18 protein-coding genes are annotated in these 16,418 nt (G+C 56.1%); 11 read left to right on the top strand and 7 right to left on the bottom strand.

Features of this window, described 5'->3' with window-relative positions:
* Nucleotides 1-169 precede the first annotated feature (169 nt).
* From rho to ACXUPB_RS02575, 8 genes are all read left to right on the top strand, one after another.
* Nucleotides 170-1,429, top strand: a complete 1,260-nt coding sequence (rho, locus tag ACXUPB_RS02540) for a transcription termination factor Rho (RefSeq protein ID WP_008959860.1) — start codon at nt 170-172, stop codon at nt 1,427-1,429.
* Nucleotides 1,430-1,486: 57 nt separating this feature from the next.
* Nucleotides 1,487-2,977 (top strand): 4-hydroxy-3-polyprenylbenzoate decarboxylase, encoded by a 1,491-nt coding sequence (gene ubiD, locus ACXUPB_RS02545; RefSeq protein ID WP_035564725.1) that lies wholly within the window; start codon nt 1,487-1,489, stop codon nt 2,975-2,977.
* Nucleotides 2,978-3,038: 61 nt separating this feature from the next.
* On the top strand, nt 3,039-3,779 hold the full coding sequence (locus tag ACXUPB_RS02550) for an FAD-binding oxidoreductase (RefSeq protein ID WP_035564723.1): 741 nt from the start codon (nt 3,039-3,041) through the stop codon (nt 3,777-3,779).
* A 59-nt stretch (nt 3,780-3,838) separates the two neighbouring features.
* Entirely contained in the window at nt 3,839-3,967 is a 129-nt protein-coding gene (locus ACXUPB_RS02555; RefSeq protein WP_008959857.1) for a hypothetical protein, read from the top strand.
* A 387-nt stretch (nt 3,968-4,354) separates the two neighbouring features.
* Nucleotides 4,355-4,513, top strand: coding sequence for a hypothetical protein (locus tag ACXUPB_RS02560; RefSeq protein WP_179915337.1), 159 nt, complete (start codon nt 4,355-4,357; stop codon nt 4,511-4,513).
* Between the two features lie 2 nt (nt 4,514-4,515).
* Nucleotides 4,516-5,601: a 3-deoxy-7-phosphoheptulonate synthase gene (locus ACXUPB_RS02565; RefSeq protein WP_179915336.1), complete on the top strand. Its 1,086-nt coding sequence runs from the start codon at nt 4,516-4,518 to the stop codon at nt 5,599-5,601.
* A gap of 77 nt (nt 5,602-5,678) precedes the next feature.
* Entirely contained in the window at nt 5,679-6,191 is a 513-nt protein-coding gene (locus ACXUPB_RS02570; protein ID WP_035564719.1) for a DUF3087 family protein, read from the top strand.
* 45 nt (nt 6,192-6,236) lie between these two features.
* On the top strand, nt 6,237-6,968 hold the full coding sequence (locus tag ACXUPB_RS02575) for an MliC family protein (RefSeq protein ID WP_035564717.1): 732 nt from the start codon (nt 6,237-6,239) through the stop codon (nt 6,966-6,968).
* 18 nt (nt 6,969-6,986) lie between these two features.
* On the opposite strand, the gene ACXUPB_RS02580 is transcribed toward ACXUPB_RS02575, so the two are convergent.
* Nucleotides 6,987-8,057, bottom strand: a complete 1,071-nt coding sequence (locus tag ACXUPB_RS02580; protein ID WP_179915335.1) for a metal-dependent hydrolase — start codon at nt 8,055-8,057, stop codon at nt 6,987-6,989.
* A gap of 127 nt (nt 8,058-8,184) precedes the next feature.
* Between ACXUPB_RS02580 and gloA the strand changes: the two genes are divergently transcribed.
* Nucleotides 8,185-8,625, top strand: a complete 441-nt coding sequence (gene gloA / locus ACXUPB_RS02585) for a lactoylglutathione lyase (RefSeq protein ID WP_008959851.1) — start codon at nt 8,185-8,187, stop codon at nt 8,623-8,625.
* Between the two features lie 37 nt (nt 8,626-8,662).
* Nucleotides 8,663-9,124 (top strand): META domain-containing protein, encoded by a 462-nt coding sequence (locus ACXUPB_RS02590; RefSeq protein WP_035564714.1) that lies wholly within the window; start codon nt 8,663-8,665, stop codon nt 9,122-9,124.
* 9 nt (nt 9,125-9,133) lie between these two features.
* Here ACXUPB_RS02590 and ACXUPB_RS02595 read toward each other — a convergent pair whose 3' ends face one another.
* Complete coding sequence (locus tag ACXUPB_RS02595) at nt 9,134-10,273, bottom strand: FAD-dependent oxidoreductase (protein WP_035564713.1); 1,140 nt, start codon at nt 10,271-10,273, stop codon at nt 9,134-9,136.
* 40 nt (nt 10,274-10,313) lie between these two features.
* Entirely contained in the window at nt 10,314-11,711 is a 1,398-nt protein-coding gene (locus ACXUPB_RS02600; protein WP_246361724.1) for a GGDEF domain-containing protein, read from the bottom strand.
* A gap of 153 nt (nt 11,712-11,864) precedes the next feature.
* Between ACXUPB_RS02600 and ACXUPB_RS02605 the strand changes: the two genes are divergently transcribed.
* Nucleotides 11,865-12,254 carry a transcriptional regulator gene (locus ACXUPB_RS02605; protein ID WP_339934264.1) on the top strand — a complete coding sequence of 130 codons (390 nt, stop codon included), beginning with the start codon at nt 11,865-11,867 and terminating at the stop codon, nt 12,252-12,254.
* On the opposite strand, the gene ACXUPB_RS02610 is transcribed toward ACXUPB_RS02605, so the two are convergent.
* The 4 genes from ACXUPB_RS02610 to ACXUPB_RS02625 form a co-directional block, all read right to left on the bottom strand.
* Entirely contained in the window at nt 12,251-14,395 is a 2,145-nt protein-coding gene (locus ACXUPB_RS02610) for an FAD-dependent oxidoreductase (protein ID WP_179915333.1), read from the bottom strand. The two genes, ACXUPB_RS02605 and ACXUPB_RS02610, sit on opposite strands and share 4 nt — an antisense overlap.
* A gap of 66 nt (nt 14,396-14,461) precedes the next feature.
* Nucleotides 14,462-15,076: a TIGR04282 family arsenosugar biosynthesis glycosyltransferase gene (locus ACXUPB_RS02615; protein ID WP_179915332.1), complete on the bottom strand. Its 615-nt coding sequence runs from the start codon at nt 15,074-15,076 to the stop codon at nt 14,462-14,464.
* On the bottom strand, nt 15,066-15,788 hold the full coding sequence (locus ACXUPB_RS02620) for a TIGR04283 family arsenosugar biosynthesis glycosyltransferase (RefSeq protein ID WP_246361722.1): 723 nt from the start codon (nt 15,786-15,788) through the stop codon (nt 15,066-15,068). Before ACXUPB_RS02620 ends, ACXUPB_RS02615 begins: the two co-directional genes overlap by 11 nt.
* Entirely contained in the window at nt 15,775-16,413 is a 639-nt protein-coding gene (locus ACXUPB_RS02625) for an ATP-binding cassette domain-containing protein (RefSeq protein WP_472955193.1), read from the bottom strand. Before ACXUPB_RS02625 ends, ACXUPB_RS02620 begins: the two co-directional genes overlap by 14 nt.
* Between the last annotated feature and the right edge of the window lie 5 nt (nt 16,414-16,418).

The raw sequence follows: 16,418 nt of genomic DNA on the forward strand, positions 1-16,418 counted from the left end.
AATAACAACTAGTAGCAGCGTTGTTAGTTAAGTCCAACGCCGTTCCTTTCATCTTCGAGCGCGTGCCTTTACCGGGGTCTGAACGCATCACACGGCGTCACTTTCACGCCTCCTGTCTTACTCCCGGCGCCTGGCGCCCAGCTTCCATGAGCAACTTTCTAACACACCGATGAATCTCACTGAACTCAAGCAAAAAACCGTTCCCGAGCTCCTCGATATCGCCCGTGAAATGGGTATTGATAACTTGGCCCGTTCGCGCAAGCAGGACATCATTTTCGCCATCCTCAAGAAACACGCCAAAAGTGGCGAGGATATTTACGGCGACGGTGTGCTGGAAATTCTTCAGGATGGCTTCGGCTTCCTGCGTAGCGCTGACAGCTCCTATCTCGCCGGTCCCGACGATATCTACATATCGCCTTCGCAGATTCGCCGTTTCAATCTGCGTAAGGGTGACTCCATTTCCGGCAAAATCCGTCCGCCGAAGGAGGGTGAGCGTTATTTCGCCCTGCTGAAGGTCAGTCAAATCAACTTTGACCGTCCGGAGAATGCCAAGCACAAGATCCTGTTTGAGAACTTAACACCGCTGTTCCCAGACGATCGTATGCGTATGGAGATCGGTAACGGCTCCACGGAAGACCTTACCGCGCGGATCATCGATCTGACCGCGCCGATCGGTAAAGGCCAACGTGGTTTGCTGGTATCGCCGCCCAAGGCGGGTAAAACGCTGATGTTGCAAAACATCGCGACCTCCATCACGCGCAACAACCCAGAGTGTCATCTGATCGTACTGCTGATCGATGAGCGCCCTGAGGAAGTCACCGAAATGTCGCGCACCGTGCGTGGCGAAGTAGTGGCGTCAACCTTCGATGAGCCGCCGGCGCGTCACGTGCAAGTGGCTGAAATGGTTATCGAGAAAGCCAAGCGTTTGGTTGAGCACAAGAAAGATGTGGTCATCCTGCTCGACTCGATTACCCGTCTGGCGCGTGCCTACAACACCGTGGTGCCCAGCTCCGGCAAAGTGCTCACCGGTGGTGTCGATGCCCATGCGCTTGAGAAGCCGAAGCGCTTCTTTGGTGCGGCGCGTAATATCGAAGAGGGTGGCAGCCTGACGATTATCGCCACGGCGCTGGTCGACACCGGCTCCAAGATGGACGAAGTCATCTTCGAAGAGTTCAAGGGTACCGGCAACATGGAAGCCCACCTGGACCGCAAACTGGCCGAGCGTCGCGTATTCCCGGCGATCAACATCCGCCGCAGCGGCACCCGTCGTGAAGACCTGTTGGCATCCGAGGAAGAAATGCAGCGCATGTGGATTCTGCGCAAGCTGCTCAACCCGATGGAAGACACCGCCGCGACTGAATTCCTGATTGACCGTCTGAAAGATACCAAGACCAATCTTGAGTTCTTTGAAGCAATGAAGCGCCGCTAGCTTGTAGTCCAAAAGAGCGCCGCTAACGCGGCGCATTCGCCAGTCAGGGAGCGTGCCTTGAAGTACAAAGACTTGCGCGAGTTCATCGCGGCGCTTGAAGCGCAGGGTGAACTCAAGCGTATCCATGTCGAAGTCGATCCTTACCTGGAAATCACCGAAATTTGCGACCGCACGCTGCGTGCCGGTGGCCCGGCGTTGCTGTTTGAGAACGTCAAAGGCCACGACATGCCGCTGTTGGGCAACCTGTTTGGCACGCCCAAACGGGTTGCGCTGGGCATGGGGCAGGATTCGGTAGAAGCACTGCGCGAAGTCGGTAAGCTGCTGGCGTTTTTAAAAGAGCCTGATCCACCTAAAGGCTTGAAAGATGCCTGGGACAAGCTGCCGATCTTTAAGCAGGTGCTCAGTATGGGCCCCAAAAACGTCAAGCATGCACCGGTGCAAGAGGTGGTGTATGAAGGTGACGAGGTCGATCTTGGCCTGCTGCCGATTCAGCACTGCTGGCCGGGCGATGCAGGGCCGCTGGTGACTTGGCCATTGGTCATTACCAAGGGACCGAATAAGAAACGCCAAAATTTGGGTATCTATCGTCAGCAGAAAATCGGCAAAAACCGCCTGATTATGCGCTGGCTTTCCCATCGTGGTGGCGCCTTGGATTTTCTGGAGTTTCAAAAGGCTCACCCTGGCGAACCTTTTCCCGTGGCGGTAGCGCTAGGCGCCGACCCAGCGACGATTTTGGGCGCCGTGACGCCGGTGCCAGATTCACTTTCAGAATATGCTTTTGCAGGGCTGCTGCGCGGTTCACGGACGGAGTTGGTGAAGTGCGGTCATGCGGATCTTGATGTGCCTGCATCAAGCGAGATTATCCTCGAAGGCTTTATTTACCCCGATGATATGGCCGCGGAAGGCCCCTTTGGTGACCATACCGGTTATTACAATGAGGTCGATCACTTTCCAGTATTTACCGTCACCCGCATGACCATGCGCCGTGATGCGATTTACCACTCGACCTACACCGGGCGCCCGCCGGACGAACCGGCCATTCTGGGCGTTGCCCTGAACGAAGTGTTTGTGCCCATTCTATGCAAGCAGTTTCCCGAAATTGTCGACTTCTATCTACCTCCGGAAGGCTGCTCTTATCGTATGGCGGTCGTGACGATGAAGAAGCAGTACCCAGGACACGCCAAGCGCGTAATGATGGGTGTCTGGAGTTTCCTCCGCCAGTTTATGTACACCAAGTTTGTGATCGTGCTGGATGATGATGTGGATGCGCGTAACTGGGAAGATGTGATCTGGGCGATCACCACGCGGATGGACCCCGCACGGGACACCGTGATGGTCGAAAATACGCCGATCGATTACCTCGATTTCGCCTCGCCGGTCTCAGGCCTTGGCTCGAAAATGGGGCTTGATGCTACCAACAAGTGGCCGGGAGAGACCGACCGCGAATGGGGCACCCCCATTGTGATGGACGAAGCGGTTAAAGCGCGGGTAGATGAACGCTGGGAAGCACTGGGCATTGGCCTGGAGTTACCGCCCTCTCGCCTTTGATAGACTGAAGACAGCCGTTGATCATGCGTATCGCTGACCAAATTTGTAAAAAGAGGCTTTCATGAGTGCAAGGACGTTGACTTGCCAAGTCACCGAGGTTGAGAACTTAAACCCCGATGTGTTTGGCGTAACGCTAGCCGGGCGCGCCGAGGCCATGCAGCATGCGCCGGGGCAATATTTAGAACTGAAGATAGACGACACAACCTGGGTACCGTTTTCGATTGCCAGTGCCGATCGCAGCGATGGTGTTATCGAGCTGCATATTCAGCACTGGCCGGAGCGGGATAACTCCGCGCGGCTGCGTGAGCTGCTTCAGGTGGCCAACCAGCTCACCTTGCGTTTGCCGGGTGGAGATTGCGTGTTGGATCGTCAGAGCGAGCGGCCGCTAATGCTGGTAGCCGCTGGCACCGGTTTCTCGCAGATGAAAGCGATTATTGAAGCAGCACTCCACGAGCAGCCTGAGCGTGAAATTTCGCTATGGTGGGCAGCGCGTGAACATCGCGACCTGTACTTGGAGCAATTGGCGAGTTCATGGGCGCAAACCCATGCCAACGTTTCGTTTCATGCAGTGACCGAGCTTGCGTTAGAAGAGCCGATGGCAGTGGGTGAGCGGATCAACCACCACCAGGGGCGTATTGACCAGGTCTTGAAAGACGCAGAGATAACGCCGGACACCCATGATGTATATATCTCGGGTTCACCAGGCATGGTATATGCCTGCTTGGATGTGCTCGACACGAAAGGCGTGAAGCTTGAGCGAGTGTTTTCGGATGTGTTTGCCTACGCCCCTCGAACTACTTAATATGGCCGCAGGTTTTTTGAGACTCCCCTGATATAGCGTTGATAAAAAAGGAGGCTAACATGGCCCATCACGACGAAGACTATAAAGACGAATCTGGCTTTTTATCCATTTTTCTCGGCATAGTGGTATTGGTTAGCATGGCAGCACTGCCCGCGACGATTGGCTGGGTACAAGCTTTTAGCGGTTGAGTGTTGCCATTTGCAGCGCTTGCAGGCAGGATAAAAACCACAACATCATTGCGGCAGCCTTAGCGGACGATTCTCTCGGGCGAGCTATTACTAACGGAAAATAAAGACATGCAGCGACTCACCACGCCACACACGATGAAACCACTGCCAGACATGGCTGATGGCGTGTGTGCGCTCATGAGTAGCGCAGGCTCTTATTGGTATTGGTTTAGCCACGGAGTGCCCTTGGCCGACGCCTAACGTCGCGCCACCAGGCACACCACACGGTTGCCTGCCGCAAGCACAGAAGCCCCGGTCGGTAACCCCGCCGGGGCTTTTGGCGTTTTTAGTCCCTGCTACTGACGGGGTCGGTTAACTTTCATCACTATTTCATCGAGGAGCAGCATCATGATTTATCGTGCACTGACTAACGCGTTCGCTACCGGCTATGTGGGCTATGGCTATGGTTGGCGATTTAGCGACGCGTGGTCGGTGCTAGCTGCCACCTCCGACCGCGTGCGCCTGGGTGGTCACCTAGTCAAACGATGTACGATTGCGGAGAATTAATCATGAATGCGCCCATCAGCTCTGTTGTAAATAAACCAGCCGTCAATACTACCCAGGTCACTTCGCGGCTTACGCCTACCACCCCCAAAAGGCTGCCTACCCCCGCCGAACTGCGTCAGCGTATCTCGTTAAGCGACCCGCTAAGCGAGCAAATTGCCCGCCAGCGTCACGCTATACAGCAAATTCTAAGCGGTCACGATGACCGTCTACTCGTGGTGGTCGGCCCCTGCTCGGTGCACGACCCTGATGCCGCGCTTGAATACGCCGACCGCTTGGCAGCACTCAGTGAAGAAGTGAGCGGGCAGATATTAACTGTGATGCGTGTCTACATTGAAAAACCCCGCACCACCGTGGGCTGGAAAGGGCTGGCCTATGATCCTGGTTTAGATGGCAGTGGCGATATGCCCCGCGGCCTGGCGCTCTCCCGTGAACTAATGCACGCCGTGGCGGCGCGTGGCCTGCCGGTGGCCACCGAGCTTCTGCAGCCGATGCTGGCACCTTACCTGGACGATTTGCTGAGCTGGGTCGCCATAGGCGCGCGCACCACTGAATCGCAGCTGCACCGGGAACTTGCCAGTGATTTAGCCGCGGCGGTGGGGTTCAAGAATGCTACCAGTGGCGATGTTCAAGTCGCGATTGATGCCATGAGTGCCGCAGCCCACCCGCATCAGCGTTTCGCCGTCGATTCTCAAGGCCATCCGATCGTCCAGCAAACCACGGGCAACCCACACACCCACGTAGTACTACGCGGTGGTCACGGTGAACCCAACTACCAGACTCAGCACGTACGTGCAGCTACCACTGCGCTACGTAACGCGGGCCAAAACCCACGGCTGATGGTTGATTGCAGCCACGCTAACGCACGTAAGGATCACCGTCGCCAGAGCGAAGTGATGCTGGATGTGCTCGCCCAGCGCCAGTCGGGGGAAGCCAATCTGGTGGCATTGATGTTGGAAAGCCATCTATTCGAAGGCAAGCAGCCGCTCAAGCCAGGTGCCATGCGCTACGGTGTTTCGGTGACCGATGCCTGCGTGGGCTGGGAAACCACCGAACACTTACTCAAAATGGCGGCGGAGCGTTTGAGTTAAGCCTCGCTAACACTAGTACTTGTTTGCCATGGCCAGCCCCGTATCATAAGAAACTTATTTTGATGATGAGGCTGGCCATGGTATTTGCCCTAGAAGATCACGACCCTGAGACTTACCGCCGTAAAGCCCGCATGATCAGTTTTGCCATGGCAGGGCAACTGATTATTTTTGGCCTGCTGTTCTCCATGCTGCTCACGACCACCTTTGGCAGCAGTCTTTGGCTCAACGCCCTTGGCGTACTACTTGGGTTACTGGCCACCAGTGCACTTTTTGCCGTGCTGCGTGAGCGCCCGTGGATGACCGAAGTACGCTATGTCTGGCAGCTCAAACATCACTTGTCGCAAGTCAGCGGCTACCTTTCCCAGCTACGTAAAGCAGTGGAAGAGAATAATCGCACAGCCTTGGACCTGCTCACCTTCTACCACCAAGGCATGGCGCAGTTGGCAGAGCTTAACGGGCGTACCACCGACGACGACTCGGAGCGGCTGGCTGAAAAAATGCAGGTTAAGATTAAACGCGAAGAGCTGGGGATGCCCCCGCAGGTGGAGAGTATCGATACCCATGACCTGCAGGCGTTCAAGCGCGGATAAACACTATAGACAGCAAGAGCACCTGACACAAAGGGAGCGCGGTGTATGAAGAGATTAAAAGCATGGGGTGGCGCCATTGCCGCAGCAGGCATAACGGTTGTCATTGGCGGCTGTGCAGCGACGCCTTCCGCCGAAACGACGACAGCCAATCAAGCCACACTGGATAACCGAGCCCCCTTTTTACCATCGGCACTTTTTCCCGGCTCGGCGCAGGGCTTTGATGCGTGGCATTGTAGCCCAGCGCGTCAGAATTTAATCACCGCTGTCGACGGCGAAACGCTGCGTCTTTGGTCGCTGCATGGCGCCTGGCACTTGCCGCAAGCGGTGGTGGCCAGCGGTGCTCGCTATCAAGACGGTGAAATCAGCTTCTGGAATCGCGGTGAGCAGGCATTGGTCGAAACGCCCCGTGGTCAACTCAAATGCGCGCTGGCCGCTAGCCGTGATGCCTCAACCCGGAAGGATCACCCTGGGGTCATGTTCCGCGGGCAGGGCAATGAACCCGGCTGGTCGGTTGCCTTGGCGAACGATACGCCAACGCTGACGATGGAACTCAACTATGGGGAAGAACGTGTCCAACAACCCTATATGATCAGCGTGATGGACAACGAAGCAGGCAGAGTCGTCATTGAAAACGCGGATGTGGAACCTTTCTTCCGCGTTCGCATTGAAGCTGGCGCCTGCTTTGACGGCATGAGCGGCAAGCCTTTCCCTGCCAGGGTCACACTAACCTACGGTGGGGAGCAATATAGTGGCTGTGGCCAAGGCATTGCTCCCTAATGGGTTGAGTAGCTTAGTTTAGCAGCGATAGATAACACGCTCGGCCCGCCACTCTTGTGTCACAAAGTCGCTGGCGCATAGTGCCGAGGTGTTGCCAGCGGCACGAGCGGCAAGCCGGGAGAGCGTTGTCATCTGAATGCCGCGCGAACTTTCCACTTGTTCGCTCACCGCCAGCGGTACCCAGCGCTCCTCTTCTAACGTAGCCAGGGTGAAACTAAACGGATGAAACCCTGGAAAGCCGAGCCGTATATCGGTGGCAATAAGCGTCTCTTTACCGTCCATCCAACGCGCTTCATAGCGCAGAAAAGGCCCAGCGAACCACGCCAAGCGCTGCCCTTGCAGGCTGGCCAAAAGAGGGGCTTCTAACGCTGCGTTACGAATCAGTGGTTCCAGGCGGGGCTGGCTATTACCGTCAAACACACTGATCAAACTTTCATAATAGCGATCCCCATCCATCACCGTGGCGCGCCATAGCACAATATTGAACGGGGTTGGCTGTATCAGCAGAGGAGCCTCCTGCAGTCCCTGCTCCGCCAGCACCGGGGCGATCCGCTGTTCAATCATTACTTTCGCCCCAGCCGCCATGGTCAGATAAACACAGCTGATGACCAGCCCCCAGGTGCAGGCCTTTCTTACCCGCAAAGAGACCAAACCGAACCCCAGGGCGATTAGCAAGGCAAGGGTATAAAGCGGGTCGATAATGAAAATGATTGGCCAGGCCGCAGGCGTTACATCAAGTGGCCACAACAGCTGGGTACCGTAGGTGGTAAGGGCATCAAGCAGCGGGTGCGTGACCAGAATAAGTGTATAAAAGCACCACCAGCGGGGTAGGCTAATCGCCGTGATAGGCGCAAAGCGTGCGCTCATTAGTGCCAGCAGCGTGGCCAAGCCCGTCAGCACAAACAGTGAATGGCTAAAGCCGCGATGCTCGGTAACATTGGCCACGGCGTCGCCGTAATCGATTATCACATCAAGGTCAGGCAGGGTGCCCAGCACGGCGCCAATGAGAATGGCTTTTCGGCCCAAGCGCCGGCCCAGCACGGCACCGCCAATGGCTGCGCCAAGCGCAGCTTGCGTGACTGAATCCACAGGTTTCTCCGACGGGTAAACCCAGCTAAGATAAACGTTATGGTTTAATTGTACAGCGTTGCGGCGTTTTATGTACGCTGTCACGTTTTTGTAAAGTATGGCTACGGTCGTTTTTTGAGGAGTCGATATGCAATACCTACATACCATGGTACGTGTGAGTGACCTAGATGCTTCGCTACGTTTTTACTGCGATCTGCTGGGCCTTAAAGAAGTCCGCCGTAAAGAAAACGAGAAGGGCCGCTTTACGCTGGTGTTCCTTGCCGCCTCCTTTGATGAAGCGCGCTCGGCGCGTCTCACCGCTCCTGAGCTAGAGCTGACCTACAACTGGGATCCTGAAGAGTATACGGGCGGGCGCAACTTCGGCCACTTGGCTTACCGCGTCGACGATATTTATGCACTTTGCCAAAAGCTTCAAGACAACGGTGTAACCATCAACCGTCCGCCTCGCGATGGCCACATGGCGTTTGTAAAATCACCAGACGGTATCTCGGTTGAACTGCTGCAAAAAGGCGATGCACTCGAGCCGCAAGAACCCTGGGCGTCGATGGAAAATACCGGTAGCTGGTAATTATTCCTGAAAGACTATCAAACAAGGACGATTCACCATGACCATGAAAGGTTGGCGTTTATTGCCACTGCTCGCCTCCACTGTGCTCCTTTTAAGCGCCTGTAGCAGTGCGCCAGGGCCAAGCACTGCGCCGCAACCAGGGCAGAGTGGCTCCTCGCTTTCTGGCGCGATCGTCGATCAGCGTTGGAATTTATTGCTGGTAGGCACCGATGAGCGTATCTCCATGCCGGAAACGCCTTTTTTCAGCATTGCAAATAATGGGAAAGTCAGCGGCCATGACGGCTGTAACCGCTTTAGTGGTGAAGTAACCCTGGGTGAGAATCAGCGTATAGAGTTTAGCCAACTGGCCACCACCCGTATGGCGTGCCCGCAAATGGCCGATGCCAAACGGGTCACGGATATGTTGGAAACTGCCTATCGGTATTTGATTGACCATGATCGGTTGGTCTTCTTTGGCCCTGATAGTCGCGTGCTAGGCGGCTGGCGCGAAGGCAACTAATACAGTCGGTTAGTTCTCAACAGGCGGATTGAAGCGGGCGATAAAGCGCGCATCAATCCGCTTTTTCCATTGCCATACCCACTTGCCGGATACCCCAAAGCCACCGCGGCTGGCAATGGCGCGGCCGTCGCCAGTGCCAATCAGTGCCAACACCCGTTCGGGTGGCTGCCAGGGGAGTAACGGTTCGTTATGGCAGGCACGGCGGAGGTTGTCTGCTAAGTGGGGGCCCATACGCACTGCATATACACCCGCATTGGGTAGCGCTGGGGTCAATGCTGCACAGTCGCCCGCGGCAAAAATAGTCGGCTGGCCGGTGACTTCCAACGTGTTTTCTACCTGAATAAAGTTGTGTTTATCCAGTGGCAGCGAGGTGTTTGCAAGCCAAGAGTGGCCGATAGCCCCGGTTGCCCAGAGCACAATGTCCGCATCAATGCGAGTACCGTCCTGGGTGGTTACCCCGCCTTCCACCAAGGTTTCGCCGCGTTGCTCAACGTGAACGGTAATGCCTGCCTTTGAGAGCGCGCGTCGGGTAAGCCAGCGTGGCAAGCGCCCGGCCTCGGGCAAGAGTGCATCAGCGGCAGTGAGTAAGTGCCCCTCCCAATCAATATCCGGGCGCTGCTTGCGCAGCTGGGTCAGTACACTCATCAATGTTTCGCAGCCTGCCGCACCGCCCCCAACGCCTAGAACTCGTTGGACACCGCCGCTGGGCAAGTGGCTAAGCTCATTTTTCACTACTTGCCAGCGCTGGTGTAGGCTGCTTAGTGGTCGCATGGCGAGTAGCTTGGGGAGGTTCTCCCCATGCTGCTGGGGGCGCGCCAGGGTCGAGCCGATATTGAAGGAGACCACATCAAAATTAACGCGCTCGCCATTCGCCAGCGCTACGTAACGCGCCTGGGTATTGATGCTACTCGCTGGGGAAAGAATCAGTCGAGCGTTGGTCCGTTGGCATAACGCTGCCACGTCGATTTGCGTCTCGCGCAGCGTGCACTCTCCCGCTAGCCATGCGGGTACACTGCCGGAGTAAGCGGCTAAGGGGCTATCACTCACGACAGTAATGGCAATATCTGAAGCGGGCTGTTGGGCAAAGGCTTCGAGCACAAAGGCGTGGGCATGGCCCGCACCAATCAGTAATAATTGCGGCATGGGCATCGCCTATACGCCTATAGAGAAGCAAGGAGCTATGGGATGTTTAGCAGACAAAAACTTGGTTTTTACCTGCCATTTTGGCCAGATACATGCCTTGATCTGCCCGTTCAAACAGCTGTCGAGGCTGGTCGCCGGGCTGTAATAGAGTCAGGCCGATACTCACCGTTAAATGGTCGGCGATGGAGAAGGTGTGCTGCTCCACGCTGCGGCAGAGCCGGTTAGCCAGCTTCAAGCTGGCGTCTTGATCAAGCTCCTTGGATATGATGACGAACTCTTCGCCTCCCCAGCGACCAAGGTGGTCATTAGCTCTCAGCGTCTCCTGCACTAACTGCGCTATATCACACAAGATATCATCCCCGATGGCGTGACCATAGGTATCGTTAATATTTTTAAAATCATCAATATCAAACATCAACATGGCGAAACTGACAGAGGAGTGGATCAAATCCTCGATCACCAATTCGGTGTAGTAGCGGTTCCAGCATTTCGTTAAGGGATCGGTGTGGGCCAAGCCCTCAAGGCGCTGATTGGTCTTGGTTAACTGGCGGTTGAGGCGAGCGACCTCCAGAGCCGTTATGGCCACTGCTATATCGTCAGCCAACTCGATGATCATGGAAGCTTCCAGAGGCATCCAATAGCTCAAGGCGTCTTGGAGCTTTGTATCCGCTACCCGTGCAGTGATGAGCGATTGTTGGCGAAACAGTAGCAACCAGCCTAGGGGAGCATTCGCGACACTAAGAGGGGCAGCCAAGCCGTCTTGGCAGTTGCTATTCAGCTCGATAATTTCGTCATGGGTGTTTTGCTGATTCAACTGCTGTAATTGATGAAACAGCTGGTGCTTGGTGGGGCACTCGCCAAAGCAGTGAAGATCGCCCTGATAGGCCAGCGCAATGCCTTCGGCCTGAAATATATCGCACCAGCTGGCGCCATGATGCTGCAAAATATCATCGATGGAGGTGAGTCGTTTAATATCTCTGGACAGCAATCTGCGGCGAGACTTTAAACCAGAGTGGCGAGCAGCTATGCGCTCTGCTTTTAACAGGCGTAAGCGTTGGGATGCAATGTCGACAAGTAGCTGGATCCACTTGCCAAGCCCGGGATGAACCGTAGGCGGATGTCCAATATACCCCCACACCTCCTGTTCGCCCTGTAGCTCATAAAGTTGCAGGTTTGAGGTCGCCAGGTCGTCGTCACAACGAATAGCGAGCAACTCGTGATGGGAGGTCAGCGTACTTTCCAGCGGATAGCAGTATGCCAAACGGAGGTCGCCTGTACTTAAGCGGCGATAAAGTACCACGGGTTGACCCTGGGTAAGCGCGTGGAGCGTTTTGGCCAGCAGTTCAAAAAGCTCCAGAGGCGTTGCCAAGTCGCATAGTAGCGCCAGCTTTTGGCACAGGTTGTCGAGATTTTGCACCGATAGAGATAGTGTGCCACTCATCATGAATGACTCCTCAAGCGCCGCATCTCAGCGCTTAGCATAGCAACTCGCCTAAGCGAAAACTCGAAATTGAATTAATGATTCAATCAAAAGGTGAACTGTTATTCAACTATTATTGAACAATCGCTTCACATTGGCGGCATGAATGAAAAAATCATGTTCGCTGAGCGTCTGAAGTCAGCACTCGAAGCAGCCGGCTACGAAGCGCGACCATCGGTGCTTGAGCGGGAATTTAACCTGCGCTACTGGGGAAAGCCGATTACATTTCAGGCCGTAAGGCGGTGGTTACGAGGTGACTCAATCCCCAGTCAGGACAAGCTTCAGGTATTAGCACGCTGGCTGCTAGTGGATCCGCACCAATTGCGTTATGGCGACAGCGCTTATAATAGTGTCAGTGAGCCAACGCCAACCTGGGAGGTTTCATCTTCAAGTGACGAGTGGCAGGTTCTTTTACTGTATCGGGGGCTGCCTGCCGCGCAGAAAAAGGTCGTGCGCGACATCATCGAAACATTTGCTAAAGCACATCCACCGAAAGACGGCTGTTAAACTTTATCACCGCGCCGCCAATTGAAGTAGCGCTTCAATAGTGCCAGTACCCGCTCGGGCTTATGAGCGTTTTTCCATACGCCCGCCGTGGCCTTGGCCGCTTCGCACAGTGTTGGGTAGGGGTGAATGGTGCCCAACAGCTTGTTGAGGCCCAAGCCGTGCTTCATGGCGATGGTCAATTCGCCTAGCCACTCGCCAGCGTTTTCGGCAACGATAGTGGCGCCCAGGATTTTGTCTTTGCCAGGCACGGTAAGTACCTTGATAAAGCCATGGGTCGCACCTTCGGCAATGGCGCGGTCACTTTCGCTCATGGCGTAGCGGGTGATCTCAAAGGCAATACCTTGTGCTTTGGCCTCCTTTTCATTCAGCCCAACTCTGGCGACTTCCGGCTGCATATAGGTGACTGCAGGCATATAGCGGTAGTCCACTGAGAAGCTTTTCAGTTCGCCGAACAGGGCATTGACTGCCGCATGCCACGCCTGGTGCGCGGCAGCGTGGGTAAGCTGATAAGGCCCGGCTAAATCACCACAGGCCCAGATATTGGGTAGGCGGGTTTGCAGTCGCTCGTTAAGTTCAAGAGTGCCTGCTTGGGTGGTCGTGATCCCCAGCGCTTCTAGCCCTAAGCCCTCAATATTGGCCTGGCGACCCACGCTCACCAGCAAATAGTCAAAGGAGAGTAATTTGCGCTCGCCATGTTGCTCCACCGCTAGCTGATAGCCGCCATCCTCGTTAAGAACTTCCAGCGCTGTGGCGTCGGTCATTACCATCACACCTTCGTCAGCCAAAGTGCTTTCAGCCAGCTCACTAACCTCTTGATCCTCACGATTCAGTAGTTGGGAAAGCCCTTCCACCAGCGTAACCTGACTGCCCAAACGGGCGAAGCTCTGACTCAGCTCACAGCCAATGGCCCCGCCACCCAGTACCACTAAGTGTTTGGGCAGCTCGGTCAGCGACCAGAGGTTTTCGGACGTTAAAACAGGGGCGCTCTCCATACCTGGCAGCGAGGGCACCCGGGGCCGTGCGCCGGTTGCCAGCACAATATGGCGGACGGTCAGGGTTTTATCGCCGACCTGAACTTCCCATGGCGAAGTGAGTTTAGCGTGCTCCTGGTAGACCTCAACGCCCAAGCCACTATAGCGCTCCACGCTGTCGTGGGGTTCGATATCGCTAATCGCCTGTTTGACGTGGCCCATTACCTTGGCAAAGTCGATCTCTGGCTCGCTGGCGGTCACCCCGAAGCGGTGGGCAGTTCGTATTTCATGGGCGGCACGGGCAGCGCGAATCAACGCTTTGGAGGGCACGCAGCCGGTGTTCAGACAGTCGCCGCCCATTTTATGTTTTTCCACCAGCGCCACCTTGGCTTTTACGGCACTGGCGATATAGCTGGTGACCAGCCCCGCCGAACCGCCCCCAATGACCACAAGGTCGTAGTCAAAGTGGGCGGGTCGGGTAAAACCTTTATATGTCTTGCGCTGTTGCACCAGCAGCACAATGCGCCGGGCGATCCAGGGGAAGATGGCCAGCAGCAAAAACGAGGCGATAAGCGTGGGTGAGAGGATGCCTCCCAAACTCTCCAAGTCACCCAACTGCCCACCCGCATTCACATAAATAGCGGTACCGGGCAGCATGGCGACCTGGCTTACCCAGTAAAAGGTGACGGTCTTGATCCGCGTCAGGCCCATGACCAGATTGATCATGAAAAATGGAAACACCGGCACCAAACGCAGGGTGAATAGGTAAAGGGCACCGTCCCGCTCAACACCGCGATTCACGGCTGCGAACTGGCGGGGAAATCGCTTTTCGATAGGGTTACGGAATAGACAGCGCGAGAGTAAAAAGGCCAGGGTGGCGCCCATGGTGCTGGCGAAGGAGATAATCAACAGCCCCCAGCCAAGCCCAAACAGAGCTCCACCTAGCAGGGTTAATAGCGTGGCTCCAGGCAGTGAAAGGGCCGTCATCACGACATAAACGGCAAAGAAGGCGCCCGCCACCTGCCACGGGTATTGGTTAAACGCTGCTTGAAAGTCGCTTTGGTACGTCTTTAGGGTTTCCAGGGTGAACCATTGGTGGGCGCCGCTGAGGAAAAACACGCCAATGGCAGTGATCAGTAGCGCTGTAATCATCAAACGTTGTCGGGTCACAATAAAAGCTCCAGCGCTAATAAGGTCAGTATTGGTGGTGACTTTGTGAAAGGGTCGCCCGTTTCCTTACACTGATATGGGAGCACTTTTCCAGCGCTGCCAGTCTTCTGGGCGATCCACATCCCAAATGGTTTCGGGGTAGGCGGCGCTCAGCCCCAGTTGTCTAATGCGCTGTTTAGTGATGCTCAGTACGCTTTTAGTACCCCATGGAATGTCTTCAAACAGTGCGGGATAGTCTTGCCGGGTGCCCACAAGGCCGTAGCCGCCATCTTCGGCGGGTAACAGCACCACATCAAAACGGGCCAGTTGCTGCGCGCAGGCAGTGATCAGTGTGCTGGTGATGCTTGGGCAGTCACTGCCCATCAGCATGGCGGGCCCTGGCGTACTGTTCAGGGCATAGCGAACCCTTGCGCCTAAATCACCCTCTGGTTGAGCGCTTAGCGCCACACCAAAGGCTTCGCGAAGCTCGATAAACAGCGGGTGTACGTGATCCAGCGCCGTCCATAGCGTGACGTTTTCAGCAGGCAGCGCTTTGCAAGCGCTGGCGGCGCAGTGACGAACCAGCTCCGCGTGGGCACAGGCAGCCCCTTCTAAACCTAGCAGGGGGGCCAAGCGCGTTTTGGCCTGCCCCGCCAGCGGTGCTTTGGCGAGCAGGTGCAGGTGGGGCGTTTCAGCGGGCATCGCGATACTCCTTGGCGAGTTGGGTTGCGCTCACGCCGCGCCAGTAGCGATAGCGCAGTCGCCACATCAGGCGGATGGTTTTCCAAGCGCCGAACTCATCCCAGCGCCTGCCCGAGCTTATCACTTTCGCCGTTAGGCAGGCGGGGCGCGATACCTGTTTAAGCCGTTTAGACAGTTCAATATCTTCCATCAGTGGCTGTTCGGGAAAACCACCGACGGCCCTGAAGGCGCTGGTGCGGACAAAGATTCCCTGGTCGCCGGTGGCCATCCCGGTCAGTCGCGAGCGCTGATTCATCATCCAGCTCACCACGGGCAGCCAGCGGCTGCGGCCTGAAAGCTGAATAGCAAAGCGCCCCCAGGCGTGGCGGTTAAGCCCCCGTGTTATCTGTTCAACGGCACCATCGGGCAGTTGAGTATCCGCATGCAGAAACAGCAGCGCAGGCGCTCGGGCATGCTGCGCGCCCAGGTTCATTTGTTCACCTCGGCCGGATGAGCTGCCGAGCACGCGGTCAGCCAGGGGTGTGGCGATGCGAACGCTGCTGTCGCCACTGCCGCCATCGACCACAATGACTTCGACCAGTGCCGAAAGGCGCTGAGCGCGTAGTAACTGTAGCGGCAACAGTGTTGCCTCAATACCGGCTGCCTCGTTAAGTACCGGTATCACGATGCTGAGTTGAGGTGCCTTTTCAATCGAGTTTTCAACCGAGTTCAAGCACAGGCCCTCCTGCTGCCTTGGCATCTGCGAGGTCGTGGGTGACCAGCAGTGCAGGCAGGCCTGCGTCGCGCAGTTGGTTAAACACGAGGGTGCGCATTTCCTGGCGCAGTGCCGTATCCAGCTTGGAAAACGGCTCGTCCAGCAGCACGGCGCGCGGCTTGGAGAGCAGCAGGCGCATCAATGCCACGCGAGCCTGCTGGCCGCCAGAAAGGGTGGCGGGGTCGCGCGCTTCAAAGCCTGCCAGCCCCACTTGTTTAAGCGCTTGGGTGACCTGTTGGTGTTTATCTTGAATATGGCGAGGTAGCCCAAAACGCAAATTGCCGCCCACGCTTAGGTGCGGAAACAGCAGCGGATCCTGAAACAAAAGCCCGATGCCGCGCTTTTCAGCGGGGAGGCTTAGCAGGTCTTGCTCGCCCAGCCATACGCCGCCACTGGCGCTAAAATCTCGAGTAATAAAGCCCGCAATATACGCCAGCAGGGTCGATTTTCCTGAGCCCGATGGACCCATTACGGTGAGCACCTCGCCAGGGACTATGGTGGCATCCACTGCCAGTAACTCGCGGCCCGCAAGGGCGATGCTAATCTGCTCAAGGCGCAGCGACGCGCTGAAATAAACTGTCACAATGT

This window comes from Vreelandella sp. DA03-1M (assembly GCF_055725665.1).